Origin of the sequence: Pigmentiphaga sp. YJ18, from assembly GCF_038066655.1 — a bacterium.
GTDB lineage: Bacteria > Pseudomonadota > Gammaproteobacteria > Burkholderiales > Burkholderiaceae_B > Pigmentiphaga.
The window spans coordinates 253328-277274 of record NZ_JBBUKU010000004.1 but is presented as its reverse complement, the minus strand read 5'-3'; the positions used below and the strand labels follow the sequence as shown (position 1 = coordinate 277274).

Sequence of the window (23947 nt, the reverse complement as noted above, 5' to 3'; positions counted from 1 at the left end):
CTCACTATAATTGCCTGTTTTATTATTGTCGACAATTTTATTGAACAAGAAAAAAGGCGGACTCCCTGTCCGCCCCTTGCCCCGCCTACCTGCTCTTGCCTTCCCCTTCGTACGCGAATTTGCCGTCGCGCACGATACCCATCACGCGCGAACGTTCGTCGAAACCCTGGTGGTCGCTGGCCGAGATGTTCAGCACACCGTTGGGCACGGTCAGGTTGGAGGTCGACTCGATCGCGTCGCGCAGCGCGGCGCGGAAGGCCGGCGTCCCGGGCTTGGCCCCCTTCTTCAGCGCGCGCCCCACGGCGTCGTCCAGCAGCATCCAGGCGCCCCAGGCGTCGCCCGCGAACTGGGTGACCGAGCCGGCGCCGAACTTGGCTTCATAGCGGTCGACGAACTCGGTGGCCACCTTCTTGACCGGATGCGAGGCCGGCAGGCCGTGCGCCACCACACCGGGGCCGGTCGGGAACAGCGTGCCTTCCACGGCCTTGCCGCCCAGGCGCAGGAACTCGGGCGTGGCGATGCCATGGGTCTGGTAGAGCTTGCCGCGGTAGCCGCGGTCCACCAGCGTCTTCTGCGGCAGCAGCGCCGGCGTGGACGAGGCCGCCACCAGGATGGCGTCGGGCTTGGCCACCATCAGCTTGAGCACCTGACCGGTCACCGAGGTGTCGGTGCGGTTGTAGCGCTCGTTGGCGACGACCTTGATGCCGGCCTTCTGCGCCAGCGGCGAGAACTCGTTCCACCAGCTCTCGCCGTAGGAATCGTTGAAGCCGATGAAGCCGACCGTCTTCACGCCGGCGCGGGCCATGTGGCCGACGATGGCGCTGGCCATGAGCGAATCGTTCTGCGGCATCTTGAACGCCCATTTGCGCTTGGCATCGGCATGGGGCTCGATGATGGAGGCGTTGGCCGCCAGGGCCACCATGGGCGTCCGGCTTTCGGCGATCACGTCCAGTACCGCCAGCGCGGCCGGCGTGGTGTTGGGGCCGACCAGGACGTCGATGTGCTGCTCGGACGTGAGCTTGCGCACGTTGGTAACGGTGTTGGTGGGGTCGGACGCATCGTCCAGAATGATGTAGTTGGCCTTCTCGCCGCCCAGCGTGGGCGGCCACATCATGACCACGTTCTTGGACGGGATGCCGATCGCCGCGGCCGGACCGGTGGTGGCGAGGTCGATGCCGACGGTAATGTCCGCTTTCGCGGCCGACGCCAGCGCCAGCCCGGCCAGCAGGAAGCCGCGCAATGCCCATGATTTCATTTGAACCCCCGGAATGAGAACCGGCCGGAAAAAACCCACGCGGTGGGGCCGGCCATGTCCGCTAGTTTACGCCGCCGGGGGGGGCGGCGGCGGGCCGTTCCCGGGTCATTCGAGCAGGTCCGCCCCCAGCTCGCCGGAGGCGATGCGCACGTCCACTTCCGCTTGCATCACGGCCTCGAGCAGGTCCAGATAGGTGTTCTTCTTCTCGGCCACGGCCTGGATCGCATCGACCAGGTCGAGGATGCTGCCCCGGCCCAGCGTGTAGGAATCCTGCGCCATCTGCCGCAGCCGGGGGATCATGGACAGGCCTTCCTTCTCGAAGCGGTCGGCCAGTTGCTGGCGGCGGCTGAGCTGCTCGGTGGCGCGGCGCAGCTCGCTTTCCGCGGCCACGACGATGGCGCGGCTGCGCAAGCGCATGCCATCGGCCTCGGCGGCGGCACGCGCGATGGGGCCCTGATTGCGATCGAACAGCGGAATGGCCACCGATACGCCGTACTCGGTGCTGCGGCCTTCGCTGTTGTTCAGCCGCCCGACCATGAAGGTGGGCGTGGGATAGGCTTGGCGCCGTTCGGCTTCCAGCTGTTTCTCGGCGAAGGCCTGCTGGGCCAGTGCGGCGCGCACCGTGGGCAGGCGGTTCTGCGCCTGCGGCCAGATGGCGTCGAAGTTCAGCGCCGTCCAGTGCGAGACGATGGAACCGGCCGCGCGCGGCCGCCATGCCGGCGCGCCCACGGCGGCCGCCACCCGGGCCGACGCCTGCAGCGTCTCGGCCTGGGCCTGGGCCAGTTGCGCGTCCAGCGAGGCACGCTCCACCTCGAGCCGGGTCAGGTCGTAGCGGCTGCGGGCACCCGCCTGCACCTGCCCCTGCACGATGCGGAAGGCGCCTTCCAGGTCGTCCTTGGCGTCCAGCCAGCGCTTCTCGCGTTCCTGCGACACCAGCAGCGACATGAAATCCCGCGCCGCGTCCTGCAAGGCCTGGGCATAGACCAGGCGCAGTTGCGCCCGGGCCGCCTCGACCCCGCTCTTGGCGCTCTCGATGCGGGCGCCGCGCTGGCCGAAGATGGGAATGTCCTGCGAGATCGTGGTTTCCTTCTCGCCCCGCTTGTGGGTGTAGCCCACGCTGGGGTTGGAGAAGGTCTGCGCCGTCATCAGGTCGGCCTCGGCCATCGCCACCTGCGTGCGCTCGGCCTGCAGCGCGGGGCTGGAGGTCTTGACCAGCTCCAGCAGTTGGGGCAGCGACACCTCGGTGCCCAGCGCCGGGGGAATATCGGCGGCCCGCGCGGCCGGCAGGCACAGCGCCACCAGCAGGATACCTAGATACTTACGCATGATCGTTGTCCATAGTTGCCGCGTCGCGCTCCTCGGCGGTCAGCATGCGCCGGGGCCCCAGCCAGGCGTACAGCACGGGCAGGACGAACAGCGCCACCAGCGGCAGCACCGCCATGCCCCCCACCACCACGGAGGCGAACGGACGCTGGGTCTCGCTGCCCACGCCGGTGGACAAAGCCATCGGCAGAAGGCCGATCAGGCCCAGCAGCGCCACCATCAGGATGGAGCGCATGCGCTCGGCGGCCCCCTCGATCAACGCCGGGATCAGCGCCACGCCTTCGCGCCGCAGGTTCTCGACCGCGCTCAGGACCAGCAGGCCGGCCAGCGCCACCTGCCCCAGGAGCGCGATGAAGCCGATCGCCGCGCTGATGGACAGGTCGATGCCGGTCAGGTGCAGCGCGATGATGCCGCCTATCATGGCGAACGGCGCGGTCAGCAGGATGATGGATGCGCTGCGGGCGCTGCCCAGGGCGCTGAAGAGCAGGACGAACACCACCAGCAGCGAAAGCGGCACGACGACCTTCAGGCGCGCCGAGGCCCGCTGCTGGTTCTCCCACTGGCCGCCCCACTGGGCGATGTAGCCCTCGGGCATCTTCACGTCCTTCTTGAAGGCGGCGATGGCATCCTTCACGACCGAGCCCATGTCGCGCCCCTGGACGTTGAACTTCAGCGCCATGTAGCGTGCGTTGCCCTCGCGGAAGATCGAGGAGTTGCCCACCTTGAAGCTGATGCTCGCCAACGCGTGCAGCGGCACGTAGGTGCCGTCGGGCGCCGAGACCTGAATCTCGCGTATGCGCGCCTCGTCCATCCGGTCCACATACGGCAGGCGCACCCGCACGGGCACGCTGCGCTCGCCTTCCCAGGCGGTGGTGACCACCTTGCCGGCCAGCGCGGTCTCGACCGCGGTATCGGCCACTTCCATGGAAATGCCGTAGCGGGCCAACGCGTCGCGGTTGAACTCGATGTGCAGCTGGGGCGCCGGGGCGTCGCGGTACAGGTCCAGGTCGACCACGCCGTCGATATGGCTGACGACTTCCTTGGTTTGCTGCAGGATGCCGCGCATGGTCTCGATCTCGGTGCCGAACACCTTCAGCACCACATGGCCGCGCGCGCCCGAGGTCGATTCCTCGACGCTGTCGCGGATGGGCTGGGCGAAGTTGAACTGCACGCCCGGGATGTCGGCCAGCGACTGGCGCATCTGGGCCACCAGTTCGTCCTTGGTCAAGCCCTTGCGCCACTGCGCGCGCTCCTTCAGGCGCACCAGCACCTTGGCGACATTGATGGTCTCGTTGTCGGTGCCGTCCTCCGGCCGCCCCTGCTCGCTGGTAACGGAAATGGCCTCGGGCACCTCTTTCAGCCGCGTGCGTATGGTGCGCAGCAGCTCCTGCCCTTTCTCCAGCGAAATCGACGGCGGCATCTGCACGAGCACGTAGGCGTCGCCCTCGTCCAGCTCAGGCAGGAACTCCGTCCCCAGGTGCGAGCCGGCATACAGCCCCAGCAGCAGCGCCACCGTGGCCCCGGCAAACACGTTGCGCCGGTTGCGGCCGCTTTCCAGCACGCGCGAGATCCAGCGGGAATACGCATGATGCATGCGCAGGAACACCGCCGGTTCGGGCGCCACCACGTCCTTGGGGCGCAGCAGCAGCGCGCACAGCGCGGGCACCAGCGTCAGCGCGAACACCAGCGCGCCGATCAGCGCGAAGGTATAGGTCATAGCCAGTGGGCGGAAGATGCGCCCCTCGATGCTTTCCAGCGAAAACACGGGGATCAGCGCCGCGATCACGATGGCCATCGCGAACAGCGTCGGCTTGGCCACCGACATGGCGGCCTCGATGATCAGCTCGAACATGTCGCGGCGCGAAGAGGGTTTTCGCAGCCTGGCCTTGTGGATGATGGCCTCGGTCAGCACCACCGCGCCGTCGACGATGATGCCGAAGTCGATCGCGCCCATGGAAATGAGGTTGGCCGGCATGCCCAGGAAGTGCAGGCCTATGAACGCCACCAGCAGCGACAGCGGAATGACCACCGCGACGATGAGCGAGCCGCGCAGGCTGCGCAGGAACAGCCACAACACGCCCACGATCAGCGTCGCGCCGAACAACAGGTTGTGATAGACCGTCTGCAGCGTATGGCCGACCAGGTGCGAGCGGTCGTAGCTGGGTTCGATGCGCATGCCGGCGGGCAGCATGTGCGTGTTGATCTCGTCCACCTTGGCGTGGACCTGGTCCAGCACCTTGCTGGGATTCTCGTCGCGCTTGAGCAGCACGATGCCTTCGACGATGTCGTCCTCGTCGTTCATGCCCACCGAACCCTGGCGCGGCGTGTACGACTGCACCACGCGGGCCACGTCCTTGACGCGCACCGGCGTGTTGTTGTGCACGTCCAGCACGATGGTCTCGATGTCGCGCGGCGTGCGCAAGAGGCCGATACCGCGGATGATCAGGGACTGCTCGCCGCGGCGCAGCAGCCCGCCGCCGACGTTCTGGTTGGACTTCGAGACGGCCTCGACCACCTGGTCCAGCGTCAGGTTGTGCGCCATCAGCTTGGCCGGATCCACCTCGATGTGGAATTCCTTGACGAAGCCGCCCATGCTGACCACGTCGGCTACGCCCTGGATCTGCTTGAGGACCCGGGCCACGGTCCACTCCTGCTCCGAACGCAGCTGGGCCAGCGTGTGGCGGTCGCTATTGAGCCGGTAATAGAAGATCTTGCCCAACGGCGTGTTGTCGGGCGCCATCTCCGGCGTCACGCCGTCGGGCAGGTCGGCCGACGGCAGCCGCTGGGTGACCTGCACGCGCGCATCGAAGCTCTTGGTCTTGTCGTCGAAGACCATGGTGATCATCGACAGCCCGAAATAACTCTCTGACCGCAGCGACACCAGGCCGGGGGTCCCGTTCAAGGCCCGCTCGAGCGGGAATGTGACCTGCCGCTCGACCTCTTCCGGCGCCAGGCCGGGCGCGAGCGAGATGATGCCCACCTGGACGTTGGTGACGTCCGGATACGCCTCGATGGCGGTGTTCAGGAAGGCGTAGACGCCATAGATGGCGACGATCAGCGTCGCGGTCAACGCCACCAGGCGGCGATGGACCACCAGCGCGATTAGTGAACGCATGGCGGATCCTTACAGCAGTTGGTTGGCGGCGCCGTCGAGCAGCAAGCCGCCCTTGGTGACCACCTTGTCGCCGGGCTGGATGCCCGACAACACGGGGATGTAGCCGTTGGACGGCTGGCCCAGCGACACGGTACGTGCCTCGAACACGTTGTCCGACACCTGGATGAAGACGATGGAGCGTTGGCCGTCCTTGATCAGCACCGAGGTGACGGGCACCGACAATCCTTCGGCGGCACGGCTCTGGATGCCGGCCCGTGCCAGCATGCCGGCACGCAGGTTGGGATTGGACTCGTCCAGCGTGATGAACACCTGGCCGCGGCGGGTCTGGGCGTTCAGGGCCGAGCCCACGCGCAACACCTTGCCCGCCAGCGGGCGATCGAGCGAAGACACCACGACCTGCACCGCCGCCCCCTGGGTGATGGCGCTGAGGTCGCTCTCGAAAACGTCGGCGTTGATCCACAGCGCGGTCGGGTCGCCCACGGTGAACAGCGATCCGGAATCGGGCCCCACCGACGCGCCGGGCATGGTGTTGCGGTTGATGACCACGCCGGCGCGGGGCGCGCGCAGCACCAGGGTGTCGCTGCCGCCGCCGCCCAGGAAGCTGGCCGCCCGCGACGCCACGTCGGCGTTATGCTGAGCTTCCTGTAGCTTGGCCTCGGCCACGACCAGTTCGGCCTCGATGCCGATACCCTTCTCCGTCATCAGCCGCTGCCGCTTGGCTTCGGCCTGCGCCACCCGCAGTTCGACCTGGGCGTTGGCGTAGTCGGCGCGCACGCGCGAGGCGTCCGGACTGGACAGCGTCGCCAGCGGCGCCCCGGCCTTGACCACGTCGCCCACCTGGGCCTGGACCTGGAGAATGCGGCCGGACGCCGGCGCCACCACCTCGGCCACCTGTTCCTCGCGGAAAGCCACCCGGGCAGGCGCCCAGACGACGTGCATCGCGCCCTGGGTCCCCATTTCCTGGATTTCCATGTACTTGAGCGAAGCGGGCTTGACGCGGACCTGGCCGGGCGCGAGCGGCGCGGCGTTTTCGGTGGGAGCCGGGGGAGCTTCCTGCTTGTCCGAGCATGCCGCCAGGGCAAGCAGACAGGTGACGGCGACGAAATGGGCAAAACGCGGCATGAGAACCCTTTGACGATTTTACGGCTCGGACCGATCGTCGACGCGTCCCACGGCGCAACGTACTCGAAATCCGGATCGCGTGATGTTAGCGACCGGGCGAGCGGGAAAGCATGGCCGAAACATTACCGTTTAGTCATGTTCCCCAGCCTGGGCAGCGTGATACGGGCCACCAGGCCGGGGGCGGCGTCGTCCAGATCCAGCGACGCGTTGTGGAGGCTGGCGATGGCCGTCACGCTGGCCAGCCCCAGGCCGTAGCCCGGCACGCGGCGGTTCAGCCGGAAGAACCGGGTCCCCACCTTGGAACGTTCGATGGCCTGGATGCCCGGCCCGTTATCCTGCACCACCAGCGAAACCGTGTCGCTGTCGCGCCGCGTGCTGACCGTAACGCGGGCGGGACTGCCGGCATACTTGATCGCGTTGTCCAGCAGATTGGCCACCGCGCTGGCCAGCAGGTCCCGGTCGCCCGCCGCCATGACGTCCTCGTCCATGCGCACGCGCAGCTCCACGCCCTTTTCCTCGGCCACCGGCTCGTACAGCTCCACCACGTCGGCCACGATGTCATTCAGGGATACCGGTTGGAAAGCCTGGCGCCGCGCGCCCGACTCCGCCTCGGCGATCTGCAGCAGCTTGTCGAAGACGATGGTGAGTTCCTCGATCTCGCGGATGGCGAACGTCGTGGCCTGGGCCACCTGCGCCGGGTCCGTGCCCGGGCGGCTGGCCACCTCCAGCTTGGCGCGGATGCGCGACAGCGGCGTGCGCAGGTTGTGGGCGATGGTGTTGGAGACGTGCCGCACGCCGTCCATCAGTATCTCGATCCGGTCCAGCATCAGGTTGATGTCGTGGCTCAGGCGCGCGAATTCGTCGTCCTTGCCGGACACCGGGATGCGCTGCGTCAGGTCGCCGGCCTCGATCTGGGCGGCGGTGCGCCGGATCGCGCCGACCCGGCCCTCGAGCTGGTCGCGGAACACGATGGCGCCGATGATGGCCAGCAGCACCGAGACCACCGCCGCCGCCATCAACGCGTTGCCCACCAATTGTTCCAGGTCCTTCTGGTCGCGCATGTCGCGGCCGACCAGCAGGACGGAGCCGTCGGCCAGCAGTTCCGTGCGGAACCGGCTGTAGGAGATGCGCCCGTCCCGCAGCACCTGCTTTTCCACGATCCCGAAGGTGGGTTTGAGCAGGTCCCGGGAAACGGCGATGTTGCCGGCCACCTTCTTGCCCGCGGCGGTGGTCAGCAGGTAGACCTCGGTGTCGGAGTTGACGCCGTCGGTCAAGGTCTCGGTGATGTCGTCGGCCAGCCGCTCCAGGCCGTAAGCCTCGAAATGGCTGACCATGCGGTGGTTGGCCGAGATCAGTTGCCGGTCGATCCGGTTCTGCAGCACGCCGATGGTCTGCACGTACAGCACCGACAGCAGCACCATCATGAACAGCACCACCGACACGCCATAGCCCAGCGCGAGCCGGAACGCGACCGACTGCCACAGGCGCCGGACGAAGGCCAGCGGCCCGGTCTGGCGGCCGGGATAGTCGTCGTAGGCCGAGCTCAACGCGGCGCCGCCGAAATCATGTACCCCACCCCGCGCACGGTATGGATCAGAGGGGGCGTGAAGCCGTTGTCGATCTTGTTGCGCAGGCGGCTGATCTGCACGTCGATCACGTTGGTCTGCGGATCGAAGCGATAGTCCCAGACCGCCTCGAGCAGCATGGTGCGGGTCACGACCTGTTCCTGGTTCAACAGCAGGTAGACCAGCAGGCGGAACTCGCGCGGCTGCAGCGTGATGGTCTTGCCGTCTCGCTCGACGGTGCGCTTGGTCAGGTCGGCCCGCAGGTTGGCGATGCGCAGTTCGCGCACGTCGTCGCGCGCGCTGGCTCGGCGGTAGAGGGCCTCGACCCGGGCCGCCAGTTCGGAGAACGCGAACGGTTTGGTCAGATAGTCGTCGCAGCCGCCGCGCAGCCCTCTGACGCGCTCGTCCAGCCCCGCCAGCGCGCTCAGGATCAGCACGGGCGTGGTCTTGCCTATGCCCCGCAGCGTGGTCAGGATGGACAGGCCGTCCACGTCGTTGGGCAGCATGCGGTCCAGGATGATGACATCCCAGGCTTCGGTCATGGCGCGATTGAGCCCGTCGGCGCTGTCGCGGCAGGCCGCCACCTCGTGGCCGGCTTCCTTCAGGCCGTTGCAGATATAGCGCGAAGTATCGACTTCGTCTTCGATGACCAGGCAACGCATGGCGGCTAACGATTCCCGACTGATGAGGATCCGGCGCGCATGGACGGCGCCGGGCTCCTTATAGTCTACCCTTCGTTGCCGCGATGGGGGTCCGCCCGCTCAGGCCTCGATGACGGCCTCGAGGAACTGGCGCGTGCGCGCCTCGGCCGGATGGCCGAACACCTGGGCGGACGGGCCGTCCTCGACGATGCGGCCGCCTTCGAAGAACAGCGTGCGGTCGGAACTGCACTCGGCGAACTTCATCTGGTGCGTCACGATGATCATCGTCATGGTGCGCCGCGCGGACAATTCCCGCATGATCTCCAGCACGCCGCCAACCAGTTCCGGATCCAGCGCCGAGGTCACCTCGTCGAACAGCATGACCTCGGGCCGCATGGCCAGCGCGCGAGCGATGCCCACGCGCTGCTTCTGGCCCCCGGAAAGCTTGCCCGGATACTGGTCCAGCTTGTCTCCCAGCCCCACCATGTCCAGGTACTCGCGCGCCCGCTGCTCGGCCTCTTCCCGGCCCAGCCCCAACACGTGCCTGGGCGCCTCGGCCACGTTGCGCAGCGCCGTCATGTGGGGGAACAGGTTGAAGTGCTGGAACACCATGCCTATCCGGCCCCGCACCCTACGCAAGTGGGCGGCGCGGGCCGGGACCTCCTGGCCGCCCCGCGGCTCGGTCCACATGGATTCGCCGCCGATCAGCACGCGGCCGGCATCGGGCCGCTCCAGCGTCATCAGCAGCCGCAGCAGCGTGGACTTGCCCGATCCCGACGGGCCGATCAGCGCGACCGTCTGGCCAGCCGGAATGTGCAGATCGATGCCTCGCAGCACCTCGACGTCGCCGTAGCGCTTGCGAACATTCTCCAACGTGACACTGGCGCTCATGCTTCCTCCTTCATGTCGTCGCCCTAGCGCAGCCGGGCGCCCAGGCGCCTCACGCCCCAGGCCGCCAACAGGCTCAATGCCAGGAAGATCAGCCCCACCAGCGTGAGCGGCTCGGTATAGCGGAACGTGGCCGAGCCGGCGATCTTGCTGGCCTGGAGCAGCTCCACCACGGTGATGGCCGACAACAGCGGCGTGTCCTTGAACATGGCGACGAAGTAATTGCCCAGCGCCGGCACGATGGGCGGGATCGCCTGGGGCAGGATGACGTCGCGCAGCGTCCGCCAGCGGTCCAGGTTGAGTGCCAGTGCCGCCTCCCACTGACCGCGCGGCACGCTGTCCAGGCCGGCCCGGTACACCTCGGCGCAATAGGCGGCATAGTGCACCCCCAGCCCCAGCACGCCGGTGGTCAGCGGCGAGAACCGCACGCCCGTGACCGGCAGCACGTAGAACAGGAAGAACAGCTGCATCAGCAACGGCGTGCTGCGCACGAACTCGATGACCAGCGCAGCGCCCCAGGCCAGGGGCCGCACCGGCGCCCGCCGCATCAGCGCCAGCACCAGCCCCAGCGTCACGGCCAGCACCATGCCCAGCAGCGTGGCCTGCACGGTGATCGCCAGGCCGTCCAGCAAGGTGGGCAGCACGGCGCGGGCGTAGGCCCAGTCGAACAACGGCTGGCTGGCGGCCGCGGTCATGCCCGCTCCCGGTGGCGCGCGGCGCGCCGTTCCAGCAGCCGCATGCCGCCGTTCAATACCTGGGCGGCGACGAAATACATGAGCAGCGCGATGCTGAACACCTCCACGGTGCGGAAGGTCTCGCTGCGCAGCAGTTGCGCGCTGAAGGTCAGGTCGGTGATGGTGATCAGCGACACCAGCGCCGTGTTCTTGAGCAGTTCGATCAGCAGGTTGCCCGCCGGCGGCAGCATCAGCGGCACGGCCTGGGGCACCAGAATGCGCCACAGCGTGGCCAGCGGCGTCATGTTCAGCGCGACCGCGGCCTCGGCCTGCCCCTTGGGCACGTTGGCGATCGCGCCGCGCACGACCTCCGCACCATAGGCGCCGGTGTGCAGGCCCAGCACCAGGATGCCCGCCCAGACCGCCGGCAACCGCAGGCCCAGCAGCGGCAGCACGTAGTACACCCAGAACAGCTGCACCAGCGCCGAGGTCCCGCGGAACACCTCCACGTAGCAGGCCGCCGGCCACGACAGATAGGGCCGCCGCGACATGCGCCCCAGGCCGGCCAGCAGCGCCGCCGGCACCGCCAGCACCGCCGCGCCGGCGGTAAGCTGCAAGGTAACCCACAGGCCGCGCAGCAGCGGCGGCAACAGCTCCTGGAGGTCGATCATGACGGATCGGGAGCCGGGGCGGGCGCGGCGGGCGCCTGACCGCACAATTGCTCCGCGGTGACGCCGCCCGGCAGTTCGGTCCCGGTGAAGCCGAAGGGTTCGACCAGGCTCTGGTGTTCCGGCGTCCCGATGAAATGCGCCAGCTCGCGGTCGAAGGCTACGCGCAGCGCCACGTCGCCCTTGCGGAAGCCGAAGGCGCCGTATCCCCGAACCGCCTCGCCGTTCTCGGTGGGCTGGACGAACCGGGCCACCTTATCGATCTGCCAGTCCGGCACCTTGGTCAGCACATAGTTCAGGGTCAGGGCCGTCGCGGCATAGACGTCCGCGCGCCCCGCCACCACGCCCTCGACCGCGCTGACCACGTCGGGAAATACCACGACCTGCGACGGCGGCACGCCCGCGCGCGCGGCATAGTCGTTCTGCACCGCCCCGACCACTACCCCCACGCGGGCCGCCGGATCGGCCGCCACGTCCGCATAGCCGTGCAGCTCGCGGGGATTGTCCGTACGCTGGAGAAACCCGTCGCCCACGCCGTAGGTGGGGTTCGAGAAGGCGATCTGGCGGCACCTTTCGGGCAGCACGTACATGCCGGCGGCGATCATGTCGAAACGGCCGGCCAGAAGGCCCGGGATCAGCGCGCCGAACTCGGTCAGCACGCCCTCGACATCGCCTATGCCCAACCGCCCCAGGATCACGCGGGCGATCTCCGGCGCTTCGCCGGTCAATCGACCCGCCCGGCTGTCCATGTAGGCAAACGGCGCTTCGTTCGCGTAGCCGATGCGCAGCCTGCCGGCCTGGATGGCGCGCTGCAGGCTGTCGGGCGGGTTCGCGGCCCCGGCATCGGCCGCTCCCGCGGGAGGCGCGATGCCTGCCACCCCTACCGCCGTCCACATCGCGAGAAGAAAACGAGTCATGAGCTGCCCGGGTAATACCAAGGCAAATCATATCGCTTAATAATATTTCAGTTCAAATTAATTGAAGGCGAATGATCTGTACGGGATCGACGGCGCGGACGTGAAAACGCCCCCGCGTGCGGATCGAACCGCAGGTCGGGGGCGTCGGGACCAGGGGCTGCGCGGAGCAAGCCCCTGGCGCGCGGCGGCTAGCGGCCGCGCGGGATGCCGTCAGGCGGCGCGGCGACGGGAGTCGAAGCGGCGCACGGGGGCGTCGCGACGATCGCCTTCCGGACGAGCCGCGCGGGGGCGGTCGGCCCAGGCCTGGGCCGGGCGCTCGCGGCGGTCGCCTTCGGGACGGCCCTGGGGACGATCGCCCCAGGTGCGCTCGCCCTGCGGCCGGTCGCCACGCGGCCGGGCGGCGTAGCCCTGGCCTTCCGGCGCACGCTCGCGGCGGTCGTCCTGGATACGCGGCTCGTACCGGCGTTCGCCGTAGCCCTGGCGTGCGCCCTGGGGCGCGTCGCCGTAGCGGCGCTCCTGGCGATCGCCACGCGGACGGTCGCCGAAAGCCGGACGCTCGTCGCGGTTGCGCTCGAAATGGCCCCGGCCTTCGTACTGCCGCTGGCCGTCTTCGCGATTCTGGTAGCCGCTACGGCCGCCCTGGCGCCAGCCGCCCGGCTTGCCGCCAGGGCCGCCGCGGCGCGGACGGTCGGAACCGGGCCGCGGCGCGCGCTGCGGCTCGAGCCCGGGGATGACCTGGACCGGGATGCTCTGGTCGGTATAGCGTTCAATGGAACGGACCTTGTGGCGCTCGCCATGCGCGGCCAGCGTGAACGCCAGGCCATCGCGGCCCGCGCGGCCGGTACGGCCGATGCGGTGCACGTAGTCCTCGGCCTGCATGGGCAGGTCGAAATTGACGACGTGGCTGATGCCTTGCACGTCGATGCCCCGCGCCGCCACGTCGGTGGCAACGAGGATCTGCACCCGACCGCGCTGCATGTTGCCCAGCGTACGCGTACGCTGGCGCTGGTTCATGTCGCCATGCAGGGCTTCGGCAGCGAAGCCCTGGTCGGCCAGCGCATCGGCCAGTTCATCGGCCGCGCGCTTGGTCGAGGTGAAGACGATGGCTTGCTGGATGTTGGCGTCGCGCAGCAGGTGGTCCAGCAGGCGCATCTTGTGGGCCATGTCGTCCGCGTACAGCAGCGCCTGGGTGATGTTGGCGTGCTTTTCCTTCTGGCTGGCGATCTCGATACGCTGGGGCTCGCGCATCATCTTGGCGGCCATGCGGGCCACCGAGCCGTCCAGCGTGGCCGAGAACAGCAGCGTCTGCCGGGTGGCGGGCGTACGCGCCACGATGGCTTCGATGTCGTCGATGAAGCCCATGTCCAGCATGCGGTCGGCTTCGTCCAGCACCAGCACCTCGACTTCGGACAGGTTCACCTTGCCGGACTGGACATGGTCCAGCAGGCGGCCGGGCGTCGCGACCAGCACATCGACGCGGCGCGACAGCGCCTTCAACTGGGCGCCGTAGGGCATGCCGCCCACGACCGTGGCCGTGCGCAGCCAGCCCAGCGCCTTGCCATAGGTGCGCGTGGCGTCCGAGACCTGCTGGGCCAGTTCGCGCGTGGGAGTCAGCACCAGCACGCGCACGCCGGGCGTGCGCAGCGGCGAGGTCTCGACCTGCTTGTTCAGCGCCGGCAGCATGAAGGCGGCGGTCTTGCCGCTGCCGGTCTGGGACGACACCATCAGGTCGTGCCCTTCCAGCGCCAGCGGGATGGCCCGGGCCTGGACCGGCGTGGGTTCCACGAAGCCGGCTTCGGTCAGCGCGCCAACGATGGCGGGGGCAAGACCGAGTTCAGTGAAAGACATATTCATTCCTTACGTTACGTATGCGCAACGCAAGCCTTCCCTCGCGGGATGTTCCCCGGACGCGCAAAACGCGGCCATGGCCCCGCCAAAGGACGGTGCCGGATTCATCGAGCCTGGAAAGCTGGCGCTACGCTGCGGAGACGGACACGGCCGCTCCGGACGGATCATCGGCGCCGACCGATATCACCGTGCGCGCAACGCAAAGGGAAAAACGAGGTCAGAGACGATGCAGTTTTCGGTCAACCCATCTGGTTACCGATCGTCTGCATGAAGGCCACACCGGTGCCCGACAGGGCGATGGCGTGATTTGTGCAGTACAGCAATAATACCCCAGATTTACCCTAATAGATACCCCCACCCTCCGCAAAACCACACACCCCACAAGAAATGCCCCCACGCTTGCCGCTACGCGGCGGCGCTGCCCCCCGAGGGGGCGCTTTTTTGCCTTGGGGCGGCCCGGCGGCAAAAAATGCCCCCACGCTTGCCGCCATGCGGCGGCGCTGCCCCCCGAGGGGGCGCTTTTTGCCTTGGGGCGGCCCGGCGGCAAAAAATGCCCCCACGCTTGCCGCTACGCGGCGGCGCTGCCCCCCGAGGGGGTGCTTTTTTGCCTTGGGGCGGCCCGGCGGCAAAAAAACAGGCCGCCAACAACCGTCGACGGCCCCACACAGACCCAGGGCACAGCGGATCCGGCTCCGCCGGTCCGCCAGTGCCGCCCCCTGGGGGGCGCGCGTCAGCGCGTACGGGGGGGTCAGTCCGCCAGTTCCACCTCCGGCTGCGGCGCTGACTTGGGCGGTGTGTCGTCGAAGTTGAGCTTGATCTCGTCGTCGACCATATCCACGGTCACCCTGCCCCCGCTGACCAGCTTGCCAAACAGCAGTTCGTCGGCCAGCGCGCGGCGGATGGTGTCCTGGATCAGGCGCTGCATGGGACGCGCGCCCATCAGCGGATCGAAGCCCTTCTTGCCCAGGTAGGCGCGCAGCGCATCGGTGAAGATGACCTCGACGCGCTTCTCGTGCAGTTGCTCTTCCAGCTGCATCAGGAACTTGTCGACCACGCGCAGGATGATCTCTTCGTTCAGCGCCTTGAACGAAATGGTCGAATCCAGGCGGTTGCGGAACTCGGGCGTGAACATGCGCTTGATTTCCGCCATCTCGTCGCCCTGCTCGCGCGCGCCGGAGAACCCGATCACGTTCTTCTGCAGGGTTTCGGCGCCGGCGTTGGTCGTCATGATGATGATGACGTTGCGGAAATCCGCCTTGCGGCCATTGTTGTCCGTCAGCGTTCCGTGATCCATCACCTGCAGGAGGATGTTGAAGACCTCGGGGTGGGCCTTCTCGATTTCGTCCAGCAGCAGCACGCAGTGCGGCTTCTTGGTGATGGCCTCGGTCAGGAGGCCGCCCTGGTCGAAGCCCACGTATCCCGGCGGCGCGCCGATCAGGCGCGACACGGCATGGCGCTCCATGTACTCGGACATGTCGAAGCGCAGCAGCTCGATGCCCAGGATGAAGGCCAGTTGCTTGGCCACTTCCGTCTTGCCGACGCCCGTGGGGCCGGAGAACAGGAAGGCGCCGATGGGCTTGTCGGGCTTGCCCAGCCCCGAGCGCGCCATCTTGATGGACGCGGACAGCGCATCGATGGCGGCATCCTGGCCGAACACCACGGCCTTCAGGTCGCGCTCGAGCGTGGCCAGCTTGCTGCGGTCGTCGCTGGAGACGGACTGCGGCGGGATCCGGGCGATCTTGGACACGATGTCCTCGATCTCGGCCTTGCCGATCACCTTCTTCTGGCGCGACTTGGGCAGGATGCGCTGGGCCGCGCCGGCCTCGTCGATGACGTCGATGGCCTTGTCCGGCAGGTGGCGGTCGTTGATGAACTTGGCCGACAGCTCGGCCGCCGCCGACAGCGCCGCCGACGAATACTTGACGCTGTGGTGGTCCTCGAACCGCTGCTTCAGGCCGCGCAGGATCTGCACGGTCTGCTCGACGCTGGGCTCGTTGACATCGATCTTCTGGAAGCGCCGCGACAACGCGTGGTCCTTCTCGAAGATGCCGCGGTATTCGGTGTACGTGGTCGCGCCTATGCACTTCAACTGGCCCGAGGACAGGGCCGGCTTGAGCAGGTTGGAGGCGTCCAGCGTGCCGCCCGACGCCGCGCCGGCACCGATGAGCGTATGGATCTCGTCGATGAACAGCACCGCCTTGGGGCTTTCCTTGAGCTGCTTGAGCACCGCCTTCAGGCGCTGCTCGAAATCGCCGCGGTACTTGGTGCCCGCCAGCAGCGAGCCCATGTCCAGGGAATAGACGCAGGCGTCGGCCAGCACGTCGGGCACGGCGCCCTCGGTGATGCGCCAGGCCAGGCCCTCGGCGATGGCGGTCTTGCCCACGCCGGCCTCGCCCACCAGCAGCGGGTTGTTCTTGCGGCGGCGGCACAGCACCTGGATGACCCGTTCGACCTCGCTGTCGCGGCCGATCAGGGGATCGATCTTCCCGGCCTTGGCCGCCATGTTCAGGTTCTGGGTGTACTGGTCCAGCGGCGACTGCTTGGCCTCGGCCTCGGCTTCCGCCTCGGGTTCCTTGGGCGTGGTGGAGGCTTCCAGCTGCGGCTGCTTGGTGATGCCGTGGGACATGAAATTGACCACGTCCAGGCGGGTGATGCCCTGCTGGTGCAGGTAATAGACCGCGTGGGAATCCTTTTCGCCGAAGATGGCGACCAGCACGTTCGAACCGGCCACTTCCTTCTTGCCATTGCCCGTGGACTGCACGTGCATGATCGCGCGCTGGATGACGCGCTGGAATCCCAGCGTGGGCTGGGTATCGGCTTCTTCCGTGCCCGGGATCACGGGCGTGTTGTCATTGACGAAATTGCGCAGGTTGCGGCGCAGGTCGTCCAGGTTGGCGGCGCAAGCGCGCAGCACCTCGGCCGCCGACGGATTGTCGAGCAGCGAGAGCAGCAGATGCTCTACCGTGATGAATTCGTGCCGAGCCTGACGGGCCTCGACGAACGCCATGTGAAGGCTAACTTCCAATTCTTGAGAAATCACGCTTCCTCCATGATGCACTGAAGCGGATGCTGGTTCTGCCGAGAAAAACGGCTTACCTGGTCGATCTTGGTCCTGGCGATGTCCCGCGGATAGACCCCGCAGACGCCGCGACCCTCGTGATGCACCTTGAGCATGATCTGGGTGGCCTGCTCGCGCCCCTTGCTGAAAAATTTCTCCAATACCAGCACAACGAACTCCATCGGCGTGAAATCATCGTTCAACAACACCACCGTGAACATTGGAGGTGGTTTGGTCTTCGACGGTTCCCGCTCAAGCAGCGTTGTCTGATCCGGTTGAGAATCGAACCCGGTGCCCATGCGCCTATTCTATCCACTTGAAAGTGCCCCGCAAGCCGTCAGCATACTCCTATATGCCCGGGCCATCCCGAGCTTGACGCAGCGTGACATCTTTCCCATTATTTGATGTCCGGGGCCTGATTTATCAAGCCCCGGAAGTAGCAAACCCACCAAAACTCGCACCTGCGAAGCGCACAATCGTTTGCCTACGGCACCGGGGGAGCGCGCCTCGCATATGTTGTAACCGACTAGAAGAAGGCATTACGTCATGTCCAGCGATATCAACGAAGGCAAGAGGGGTAGCGGCACCGTCAAATGGTTCAATGACGCCAAGGGCTTCGGGTTCATCACGCCCGATGATGGCGGCGACGACCTGTTCGCCCATTTCTCCTCCATCCAGATGAACGGCTTCAAGACCCTGAAAGAAGGCCAGAAGGTCACCTTCGAGGCCGCCCAGGGTCCCAAGGGCAAGCAGGCGCTGAACATCAGCGAGGCGGCCTGATCCGCCGCGGCACCGCCGCCTGAACCGCCCCCGGCCCGCCAGACCTGTCCGCTCCGGCGGGCCTTATACATTCTGCCTCCAGCGCCGGCCCGACGCGCCTTTAACCTTGCCGTGGGCCAGGTCATGCTACCCTCGCCGGGAGCCTCCCGCGGCGGCCTTGCGCCGTGGCGGTCCACCTGTGTCCTTTTCCGCTCCCTGCCGACGTCATGACCCGCATCCGTTCCTTCCTGCCGCGCCTGGCTGCCGCCGCAGGCGCCTGCCTTACCGCCGCCCTCCTGGCCCCGGCCGCCTCGGCGCAGGCCACGCTGCCCGTGCAGACGCTGCGGGCCGGCATGCACCTCATCCACGCCGAGGTCGCCAGCACCCCGCCCACCCGCGAGCGCGGCCTGATGTTCCGCGAACAGCTGGGGCCCAACCAGGGCATGCTCTTCATTTTCGAGATGCCCGGCACCCAGTGCATGTGGATGCGCAATACGCTGATCCCGCTGTCGGTGGCCTTCATCGCCGATGACGGCACCATCGCGAACATCGAAGACATGGCCCCCAAGACGGAAGACAGCCACTGCGCGGTCCAGCCCGTCCGCTACGCGCTGGAAATGGAGCGCGGCTGGTTCGCCAAGCGCGGACTGAAGGCCGGCTCGCGCCTGGAAGGCATACCCCGCGCCCGCTAGCCGTCCCCCCGGCCTTGCGCCTGGCGTAAAACTCTTTTCCGATTTTTCCATTTCAATCGCTCCCGGCCACGTCTACAGTAGCCGGCCTGAGCACGCCCACCGCAGGCGGAAGACCCAAGCATCCAGGAGACCAGGCGCCATGCGCAACCTGAACGAAGACACCATCACCCAGGCCGTCCTGGCCCGGCACGCCCAGGCGCCCGACGCCCGTCTCAAAGAGATCATGACCAGCCTCGTGCAGCACCTGCACGAATTCGCCCGCGAGGTGAAGCTGACGGAGGCCGAATGGGCCGCGGGCATCGAATTCCTGACCGCCACGGGCCACATCACCGACGACAAGCGCCAGGAATTCATCCTGCTGTCCGACACGCTCGGCCTGTCGACGCTGGTGACGGCGATGAACCACCGCAAGCCGCCCGCCTGTACGGAAGCCACGGTCTTCGGCCCCTTCTTCGTCGAAGGCGCGCCCGACTACGCGCTGGGCGAGGACATCGCCAACGGCGCCAAGGGCGATCCGTGCTTCGTGCGCGGCACGGTCCGGAGTGCGGATGGCACCCCCGTGGGCGGCGCGGAAATGGAGGTCTGGCAGGCGGACGCCGAAGGTTTCTACGACGTGCAGAACCCGGACGACCCCACGCATCGGGGCCGGGGACGCATCCATTCCGCGCCCGACGGCAGCTTCCACTTCCGCTCCATCCTGGCCGAAGCCTATCCCATCCCCCACGACGGCCCGGTCGGCCGCATGCTGGCCGCGCTGGGCCGCCATCCCTGGCGGCCGGCCCACCTGCATTTCATGATCCGCGCCGGGGGTTACGAGACCCTGGTGACCCACGTGTTCCGCGACGGCGACCAGTACCTGGATTCCGACGCGGTGTTCGGCGTGCGCTCGTCGCTGATCGCACAATGGCTGCGGCACGAGCCCGGCCCCACGCCCGACGGCGGCACCAGCGCGCAGCCCTTCTACACCCTGGACTTCGACTTCGTGCTGAACCCGGCGTCCGGATCCGCCCCCTGACTTCCCTGACTGGAGGAGACATGTACGACCAAGAAAAACTCGCCATACGCGAACTGGTGGAGAACTGGGCGCTGTGGCGCGACGCCGGCGACTGGGAGCGCTTCGCCACCGTCTGGCATGAGGACGGCCGCATGAACGCGACCTGGTGCCAGGCCTCGGCCACCGAATTCATCCGGCAGAGCCGCGAAGGGATGGAGCGCGGCGTCAACATCCTGCACTTCCTGGGCGGCATGACCATCGACCGCGAAGGCGACCGGGCCGTCGTCCAGACCAAGATGACCATTTCCCAGCGCGCCACCGTGGACGGCGTGCCGTGCGACGTGGTGTGCACCGGCCGCTTCTACGATTTCCTGGAAAAGCGCGGCGGCCGCTGGGGCATGGTCGAACGCCAGCCGATCTACGAAAAGGACCGGATGGACCCGGTGGACCCGGCCGCCCGCCCGGAACTGGACGCGGCGCTGCTGGCCCGCTTCCCCGAGGGCTATCGCCACCTGGCCTATCTGCAGGTCAAGATAGGCATGGACGTCAAGACCACCATGCCCGGCCTGCACGGCCAGGAAGTCCAGGCGCTGTACGCTCGCGGCAAAGCCTGGCTGGCGGGATCCGCGCGGCCCTGACGCCTCGCGGGCAAGCTTGCCGCCGCCCCTGCAGCGGCGGCAAACCACAATAAGAAGCACCCAGGAGACTATCCATGTTCCATACCGACCCGAAACGGCCGGGCGCGTTACTGTGCGCGCTCGCCATGACCCTGGCCCTGCCCGCGGCCGCCCAGGACTGGCCCAGCCGGCCCGTGCGCATGGTGGTGGGCTTCGCGCCCGGCGGCGGTACCGACATCATCGCCCGGATGGTGGCCCAGCCACTGGCGGAAATCCTGGGCCAGCCCATCGTGGTGGAGAACAAGCCCGGCGCCGGCGGCACCCTGGCCGCGGGCACGGTGGCGCGCGCCGCGCCGGACGGCCACACGGTATTCGTCATGAACAATGGCCACGCGGTCTCGGCGGCCATCTACCGCAAGCTGCCCTTCGACTCGGTCAAGGACTTCGCGCCCGTCTCCATGCTGTGCGCCCAGCCGCTGGTGGTGGCGGCCGGCAAGAACTTCCCGGCCGCCGACATCGCCGGGCTGGTGAAGCTGGCCAGGGCGCAGCCCGGCAAGCTGAACTACGCGAGCGTCGGCATCGGCAGCACCCAGCATTTCGCCGGCGAGCTGCTGCGGCAGGTCAGCGGTATCGACATCGTCCACGTCCCCTACAAGGGCACGCCGAACGCGGTGGCGGCCGTGCTGAGCGGCGAGGTGGAACTGCTGGTGGACGTGGCCTCGCCCCTGCTGGGCCACATCCGCGCCGGGGAACTCAAACCCCTGGCGGTGACCTCGCCGCGGCGCTACGAAGGCCTGCCCCAGACGCCCACGGCGCTGGAGTCGGGCGTGGCCGGCTACGACGTGACGACCTGGTACGGGCTGGCCTTCCCGGCCGGCACGCCCACCGCCATCGTCGACAAGATGAACCAGGCGGTGCGCCGGGCGCTGGCCGACGAGAACCTCCGCAAGCAGACGCTGGCGGCGGCCTGCCTGCCGGAGGCCTCCACGCCGCAGGCGATGACCAGCCACGTCGGCGCCGAGATCGAACGGTGGCGCACGGTCATGCAGAAAGCCGGCATCGAACAGCAATAGGCCCGATCCCGGTGCCATCGGTCCCGGCGGCTGCCGGGACCGGACGGCGGGCCCGGAGGATCAGAGCAGCGTGGCGGCCTGCTCGAAAGACAGGCGCTGCTGGCGGTCGAACAGCTTGGACGTATCGCCGTAGCCCAGCGAGCAGATGAAGTTGGCGGTCAGGCGGCCGTCGGGGAAGAACTCGGCGTTGACTTTGGCGATGTCGAAGCCGCTCATCGGGCCGCAATCCAGGCCGATGGCGCGGGCCGCGATGATGAAATAGGCGCCCTGCAGCGTGCCGTTGCGGGCGGCGGTGGCGGCGGCCAGCGCGGCATTGCCCTCGAACATTTCCTTGGCGCCCTCGCGGAACCAGAGCTGCGGCATGAACTCGTGGAAGCGCGTGTCGGTGGCGATGATGGCCGTGACCGGCGCGGCCTTGACCTTGTCCAGGTTGCCCGGGCTGAGCGCGGGCACGAGCCGTTCCTTGGCTTCCTGCGTGCGCAGGAACACCACGCGCATCGGCTGGCAGTTCATCGAGGTCGGTCCCATTTTCGCAATGTCGTAGACTTGCTTGAGCTGCTCGTCGGACACGGGCTTGTCCAGCCAGCCGTTCTGCGTGCGGGCGGACGTGAACAACTGGTCTAGGGCTTCCTGCGAAATGATGGCCATGAAGAGCTCCGATTGGGCGGAATAGTCGTGAGGCTCCGGATTATAAGTGCGCAGCCCGGACAAAAAACACCGGTATAGCCCCGGCAAACGGAAATCACTTTTGCAATTCTGCTAATAATCGAGGGAGAAGCATGGACCGCTGGCGCGAACTGGAGCTGTTCGTCCACATCGCGGAACTCGGCAGCCTGACGCGCGCCGCCGAAGCCGCCGGCCTGTCGACCGCCGCCGCGAGCCGGCACCTGGCCACGCTGGAACAGCGCCTGTCGGCCCGGCTGGTCGAGCGCAACACCAGACGCCTGTACCTGACCGAGGTCGGACAGGAGTTCTACCGGCGCAGCAAGAACATCCTGGGCGAGATGCAGGAGGCCGAGTCCGCCGTCAACGCCACCGTGCTCAATCCGGTGGGCGACCTGCGCGTCACCTCGTCGCTGTCGTTCGCGATGCGCCACATCGCGCCGCTGCTGCCCGAGTACAACCGACGCTTTCCCAACGTAAACGTCCACGTGATCACCGCCAACCGCTACTACGACCTGATCGACAACGGCATCGACCTGGCGGTGCGCACGCGCGAATACGAATCCGACTCCAACCTGACCATCCGCCGGCTGGCCGAGACACGGCGCATCCTGGCCGCCTCGCCAGGCTACCTGCACCGCCACGGCACGCCGCGCACCATCGACGAGCTGGCCAGCCACAGGCTGCTGCTCTACACCTATTCCAACCGCTACGACGAGTTGCGCTTCTCGCGCGCGAACGAAGTCCGCGTGCTGCCGGTAAAGGGCGTGCTGGAAGCCAACGACGGCCAGGTGCTGTGCACCGCGGCGCGCGAGGGCCTGGGCATCCTGGTCCAGCCCAAGTACATCATCTACGACGACATCGTGGCCGGACGGCTGGTGCCGGTGCTGGACGACTGGGACCTGCCGCGCCTGACCATCAACCTGGCTTATCCGCACCGGCAGTACCTGCCGGCCAAGACGCGCACGTTCATTGATTTCATGGTGGAACACTTCCGCAAGATGGACTTCGACCGCAAGTGGGCCAGCTAGGGCCCTGTTCACGCCCCAAGCCCGGTTGCGTCTGCTTGCGAAACGCTCATGCCGCGAGCCGGCGCGCCGAAGTACCATAGCGGCGCCGCCGCGTGCGGCCTCCTCCCCTCCCTTCGCCCGGCACGGCGACCCGCGATGGAAGACACATGACAGAACCGCAACCGGTGCCTGCCCCAACCGAACTGGAACGCGACCTGCTCCGGATGGCCCGCCTTCCGGCCCGCCGGCTCGCGCTGGCCCGCATGCTGGGCGCGGGCGCCGCGGCGCTTGGCCTGCCGGGTCTCGCGCGCGCCGGCGATGCCGCGCCCTCGGGCGCCTGCATCGCGCTGCCCGAGGAAACCGCCGGCCCCTATCCGGCCAACGGCGGCGGCCCCACCAGCAGCGCGGCCAACGTCCTGGCCTCGTCCGGCGTCGTGCGCAGCGACCTGCGCGACAGCTTCGGCGGCCCGACCGGCACGGCCCAGGGCGTACCGCTGCAATTGACGATCAGGCTGGTCGACGTCAGCACCGGCTGCGCGCCGCTGCCGGGCCGGGCGGTCTACCTGTGGCATTGCACGCGCGACGGCGGCTATTCGCTGTACACCCGCGCACTGCGCGACGAGAACTTCCTGCGCGGCGTGCAGGTGGCCGACGCCCAGGGCGAGGTCCGCTTCCAGACCATCTTCCCGGGTTGCTACCCGGGCCGCTATCCGCACCTGCACCTGGAGGTCTACCCCACGGCGGACGGTACCCCGCGCTACGACCGCAAGTACCTGACGTCCCAGTTGGTGCTGCCGCAGGACGCCTGCGGCGCGGTCTACGGCGAGGCCCGTGGCTACGAGTCCAGCCTGCATGCCTACGCGCGCATCAGCCTCGCGAAGGACGGCATCTTCAGCGACAACTCGCCGGCCGAGATCGCCGCGCAAACCGTCGCGATGAAAGGCAATCCGGACCAGGGCTACGTCGGCCACGCAACCGTGGGCATGCTGGGCTGAAACGACGATGCCCCGGGGCTTGCGCCGCGGGGCATCGATACCGGGCGCCGCGTGGGCGGCGCCGGTGCCC

21 protein-coding genes are annotated in these 23947 nt (G+C 67.8%); 7 read left to right on the top strand and 14 right to left on the bottom strand.

All coding sequences use genetic code 11. The features are described from left to right. Nucleotides 1-85 precede the first annotated feature (85 nt). From WKR98_RS23720 to clpS, 13 genes are all read right to left on the bottom strand, one after another. Nucleotides 86-1255: an ABC transporter substrate-binding protein gene (locus WKR98_RS23720; RefSeq protein WP_124690318.1), complete on the bottom strand. Its 1170-nt coding sequence runs from the start codon at nt 1253-1255 to the stop codon at nt 86-88. A gap of 105 nt (nt 1256-1360) precedes the next feature. Next, entirely contained in the window at nt 1361-2581 is a 1221-nt protein-coding gene (locus tag WKR98_RS23715; protein ID WP_124690319.1) for a TolC family protein, read from the bottom strand. Continuing rightward, nucleotides 2574-5693: an efflux RND transporter permease subunit gene (locus tag WKR98_RS23710; RefSeq protein ID WP_341434841.1), complete on the bottom strand. Its 3120-nt coding sequence runs from the start codon at nt 5691-5693 to the stop codon at nt 2574-2576. The genes WKR98_RS23715 and WKR98_RS23710 overlap by 8 nt, the downstream gene beginning before the upstream one ends. Nucleotides 5694-5702: 9 nt before the next feature. Further along, on the bottom strand, nt 5703-6815 hold the full coding sequence (locus WKR98_RS23705; protein ID WP_341434840.1) for an efflux RND transporter periplasmic adaptor subunit: 1113 nt from the start codon (nt 6813-6815) through the stop codon (nt 5703-5705). 122 nt (nt 6816-6937) lie between these two features. Further along, on the bottom strand, nt 6938-8362 hold the full coding sequence (locus WKR98_RS23700; protein WP_238160089.1) for a sensor histidine kinase: 1425 nt from the start codon (nt 8360-8362) through the stop codon (nt 6938-6940). Further along, nucleotides 8359-9042 carry a response regulator transcription factor gene (locus WKR98_RS23695; RefSeq protein WP_124690322.1) on the bottom strand — a complete coding sequence of 228 codons (684 nt, stop codon included), beginning with the start codon at nt 9040-9042 and terminating at the stop codon, nt 8359-8361. Before WKR98_RS23695 ends, WKR98_RS23700 begins: the two co-directional genes overlap by 4 nt. 99 nt (nt 9043-9141) lie before the next feature. Beyond that, on the bottom strand, nt 9142-9912 hold the full coding sequence (gene ehuA / locus WKR98_RS23690) for an ectoine/hydroxyectoine ABC transporter ATP-binding protein EhuA (RefSeq protein WP_341434839.1): 771 nt from the start codon (nt 9910-9912) through the stop codon (nt 9142-9144). Between the two features lie 23 nt (nt 9913-9935). Then, entirely contained in the window at nt 9936-10604 is a 669-nt protein-coding gene (gene ehuD, locus WKR98_RS23685) for an ectoine/hydroxyectoine ABC transporter permease subunit EhuD (protein ID WP_124690324.1), read from the bottom strand. Beyond that, nucleotides 10601-11254: an ectoine/hydroxyectoine ABC transporter permease subunit EhuC gene (ehuC, locus tag WKR98_RS23680; RefSeq protein WP_124690325.1), complete on the bottom strand. Its 654-nt coding sequence runs from the start codon at nt 11252-11254 to the stop codon at nt 10601-10603. The genes ehuD and ehuC overlap by 4 nt, the downstream gene beginning before the upstream one ends. Further along, nucleotides 11251-12168: an ectoine/hydroxyectoine ABC transporter substrate-binding protein EhuB gene (ehuB, locus tag WKR98_RS23675; protein ID WP_341434838.1), complete on the bottom strand. Its 918-nt coding sequence runs from the start codon at nt 12166-12168 to the stop codon at nt 11251-11253. The genes ehuC and ehuB overlap by 4 nt, the downstream gene beginning before the upstream one ends. A gap of 210 nt (nt 12169-12378) precedes the next feature. Then, a complete protein-coding gene (locus WKR98_RS23670) occupies nt 12379-14016 on the bottom strand; it encodes a DEAD/DEAH box helicase (RefSeq protein ID WP_124690327.1) in 1638 nt (545 codons plus the stop codon). Between the two features lie 748 nt (nt 14017-14764). Beyond that, nucleotides 14765-17056 carry an ATP-dependent Clp protease ATP-binding subunit ClpA gene (gene clpA / locus WKR98_RS23665; RefSeq protein WP_124690328.1) on the bottom strand — a complete coding sequence of 764 codons (2292 nt, stop codon included), beginning with the start codon at nt 17054-17056 and terminating at the stop codon, nt 14765-14767. Continuing rightward, a complete protein-coding gene (clpS, locus tag WKR98_RS23660) occupies nt 17053-17373 on the bottom strand; it encodes an ATP-dependent Clp protease adapter ClpS (RefSeq protein WP_124690329.1) in 321 nt (106 codons plus the stop codon). Before clpS ends, clpA begins: the two co-directional genes overlap by 4 nt. 247 nt (nt 17374-17620) lie before the next feature. Between clpS and WKR98_RS23655 the strand changes: the two genes are divergently transcribed. From WKR98_RS23655 to WKR98_RS23635, 5 genes are all read left to right on the top strand, one after another. Next, the gene (locus WKR98_RS23655; protein WP_124690330.1) at nt 17621-17854 is read left to right on the top strand and encodes a cold-shock protein; all 234 of its coding nucleotides are present in this window, start codon (nt 17621-17623) and stop codon (nt 17852-17854) included. Between the two features lie 206 nt (nt 17855-18060). Further along, entirely contained in the window at nt 18061-18525 is a 465-nt protein-coding gene (locus WKR98_RS23650; protein ID WP_341434837.1) for a DUF192 domain-containing protein, read from the top strand. A 139-nt stretch (nt 18526-18664) separates the two neighbouring features. Then, nucleotides 18665-19540, top strand: coding sequence for an intradiol ring-cleavage dioxygenase (locus WKR98_RS23645; RefSeq protein WP_341434836.1), 876 nt, complete (start codon nt 18665-18667; stop codon nt 19538-19540). Nucleotides 19541-19560: 20 nt separating this feature from the next. Then, nucleotides 19561-20157 (top strand): nuclear transport factor 2 family protein, encoded by a 597-nt coding sequence (locus tag WKR98_RS23640; protein ID WP_124690333.1) that lies wholly within the window; start codon nt 19561-19563, stop codon nt 20155-20157. Nucleotides 20158-20231: 74 nt separating this feature from the next. Then, nucleotides 20232-21209 carry a Bug family tripartite tricarboxylate transporter substrate binding protein gene (locus WKR98_RS23635; protein ID WP_124690334.1) on the top strand — a complete coding sequence of 326 codons (978 nt, stop codon included), beginning with the start codon at nt 20232-20234 and terminating at the stop codon, nt 21207-21209. Nucleotides 21210-21269: 60 nt separating this feature from the next. Here the strand turns inward: WKR98_RS23635 and WKR98_RS23630 are convergent, their stop codons facing one another. Further along, nucleotides 21270-21857, bottom strand: a complete 588-nt coding sequence (locus WKR98_RS23630; protein ID WP_124690335.1) for a malonic semialdehyde reductase — start codon at nt 21855-21857, stop codon at nt 21270-21272. Between the two features lie 131 nt (nt 21858-21988). Here WKR98_RS23630 and WKR98_RS23625 point away from each other — a divergent pair, with 131 nt between their 5' ends. Together WKR98_RS23625 and WKR98_RS23620 are read left to right on the top strand one after the other, a co-directional pair. Further along, a complete protein-coding gene (locus WKR98_RS23625) occupies nt 21989-22903 on the top strand; it encodes a LysR family transcriptional regulator (protein WP_341434835.1) in 915 nt (304 codons plus the stop codon). A 146-nt stretch (nt 22904-23049) separates the two neighbouring features. Beyond that, a complete protein-coding gene (locus WKR98_RS23620) occupies nt 23050-23877 on the top strand; it encodes a dioxygenase family protein (protein WP_202865547.1) in 828 nt (275 codons plus the stop codon). Nucleotides 23878-23947: the final 70 nt, after the last annotated feature.

Coding starts and splice junctions, on each gene's coding strand:
- WKR98_RS23720 (WP_124690318.1), bottom strand. CDS start 1,255: ATGAAATCATGGGCATTGCGCGGCTTCCTGCTGGCCGGGCTGGCGCTG.
- WKR98_RS23715 (WP_124690319.1), bottom strand. CDS start 2,581: ATGCGTAAGTATCTAGGTATCCTGCTGGTGGCGCTGTGCCTGCCGGCC.
- WKR98_RS23710 (WP_341434841.1), bottom strand. CDS start 5,693: ATGCGTTCACTAATCGCGCTGGTGGTCCATCGCCGCCTGGTGGCGTTG.
- WKR98_RS23705 (WP_341434840.1), bottom strand. CDS start 6,815: ATGCCGCGTTTTGCCCATTTCGTCGCCGTCACCTGTCTGCTTGCCCTG.
- WKR98_RS23695 (WP_124690322.1), bottom strand. CDS start 9,042: ATGCGTTGCCTGGTCATCGAAGACGAAGTCGATACTTCGCGCTATATC.
- ehuA (WP_341434839.1), bottom strand. CDS start 9,912: ATGAGCGCCAGTGTCACGTTGGAGAATGTTCGCAAGCGCTACGGCGAC.
- ehuD (WP_124690324.1), bottom strand. CDS start 10,604: ATGACCGCGGCCGCCAGCCAGCCGTTGTTCGACTGGGCCTACGCCCGC.
- ehuC (WP_124690325.1), bottom strand. CDS start 11,254: ATGATCGACCTCCAGGAGCTGTTGCCGCCGCTGCTGCGCGGCCTGTGG.
- ehuB (WP_341434838.1), bottom strand. CDS start 12,168: ATGACTCGTTTTCTTCTCGCGATGTGGACGGCGGTAGGGGTGGCAGGC.
- WKR98_RS23670 (WP_124690327.1), bottom strand. CDS start 14,016: ATGTCTTTCACTGAACTCGGTCTTGCCCCCGCCATCGTTGGCGCGCTG.
- clpS (WP_124690329.1), bottom strand. CDS start 17,373: ATGGGCACCGGGTTCGATTCTCAACCGGATCAGACAACGCTGCTTGAG.
- WKR98_RS23655 (WP_124690330.1), top strand. CDS start 17,621: ATGTCCAGCGATATCAACGAAGGCAAGAGGGGTAGCGGCACCGTCAAA.
- WKR98_RS23650 (WP_341434837.1), top strand. CDS start 18,061: ATGACCCGCATCCGTTCCTTCCTGCCGCGCCTGGCTGCCGCCGCAGGC.
- WKR98_RS23645 (WP_341434836.1), top strand. CDS start 18,665: ATGCGCAACCTGAACGAAGACACCATCACCCAGGCCGTCCTGGCCCGG.
- WKR98_RS23640 (WP_124690333.1), top strand. CDS start 19,561: ATGTACGACCAAGAAAAACTCGCCATACGCGAACTGGTGGAGAACTGG.
- WKR98_RS23635 (WP_124690334.1), top strand. CDS start 20,232: ATGTTCCATACCGACCCGAAACGGCCGGGCGCGTTACTGTGCGCGCTC.
- WKR98_RS23630 (WP_124690335.1), bottom strand. CDS start 21,857: ATGGCCATCATTTCGCAGGAAGCCCTAGACCAGTTGTTCACGTCCGCC.
- WKR98_RS23625 (WP_341434835.1), top strand. CDS start 21,989: ATGGACCGCTGGCGCGAACTGGAGCTGTTCGTCCACATCGCGGAACTC.
- WKR98_RS23620 (WP_202865547.1), top strand. CDS start 23,050: ATGACAGAACCGCAACCGGTGCCTGCCCCAACCGAACTGGAACGCGAC.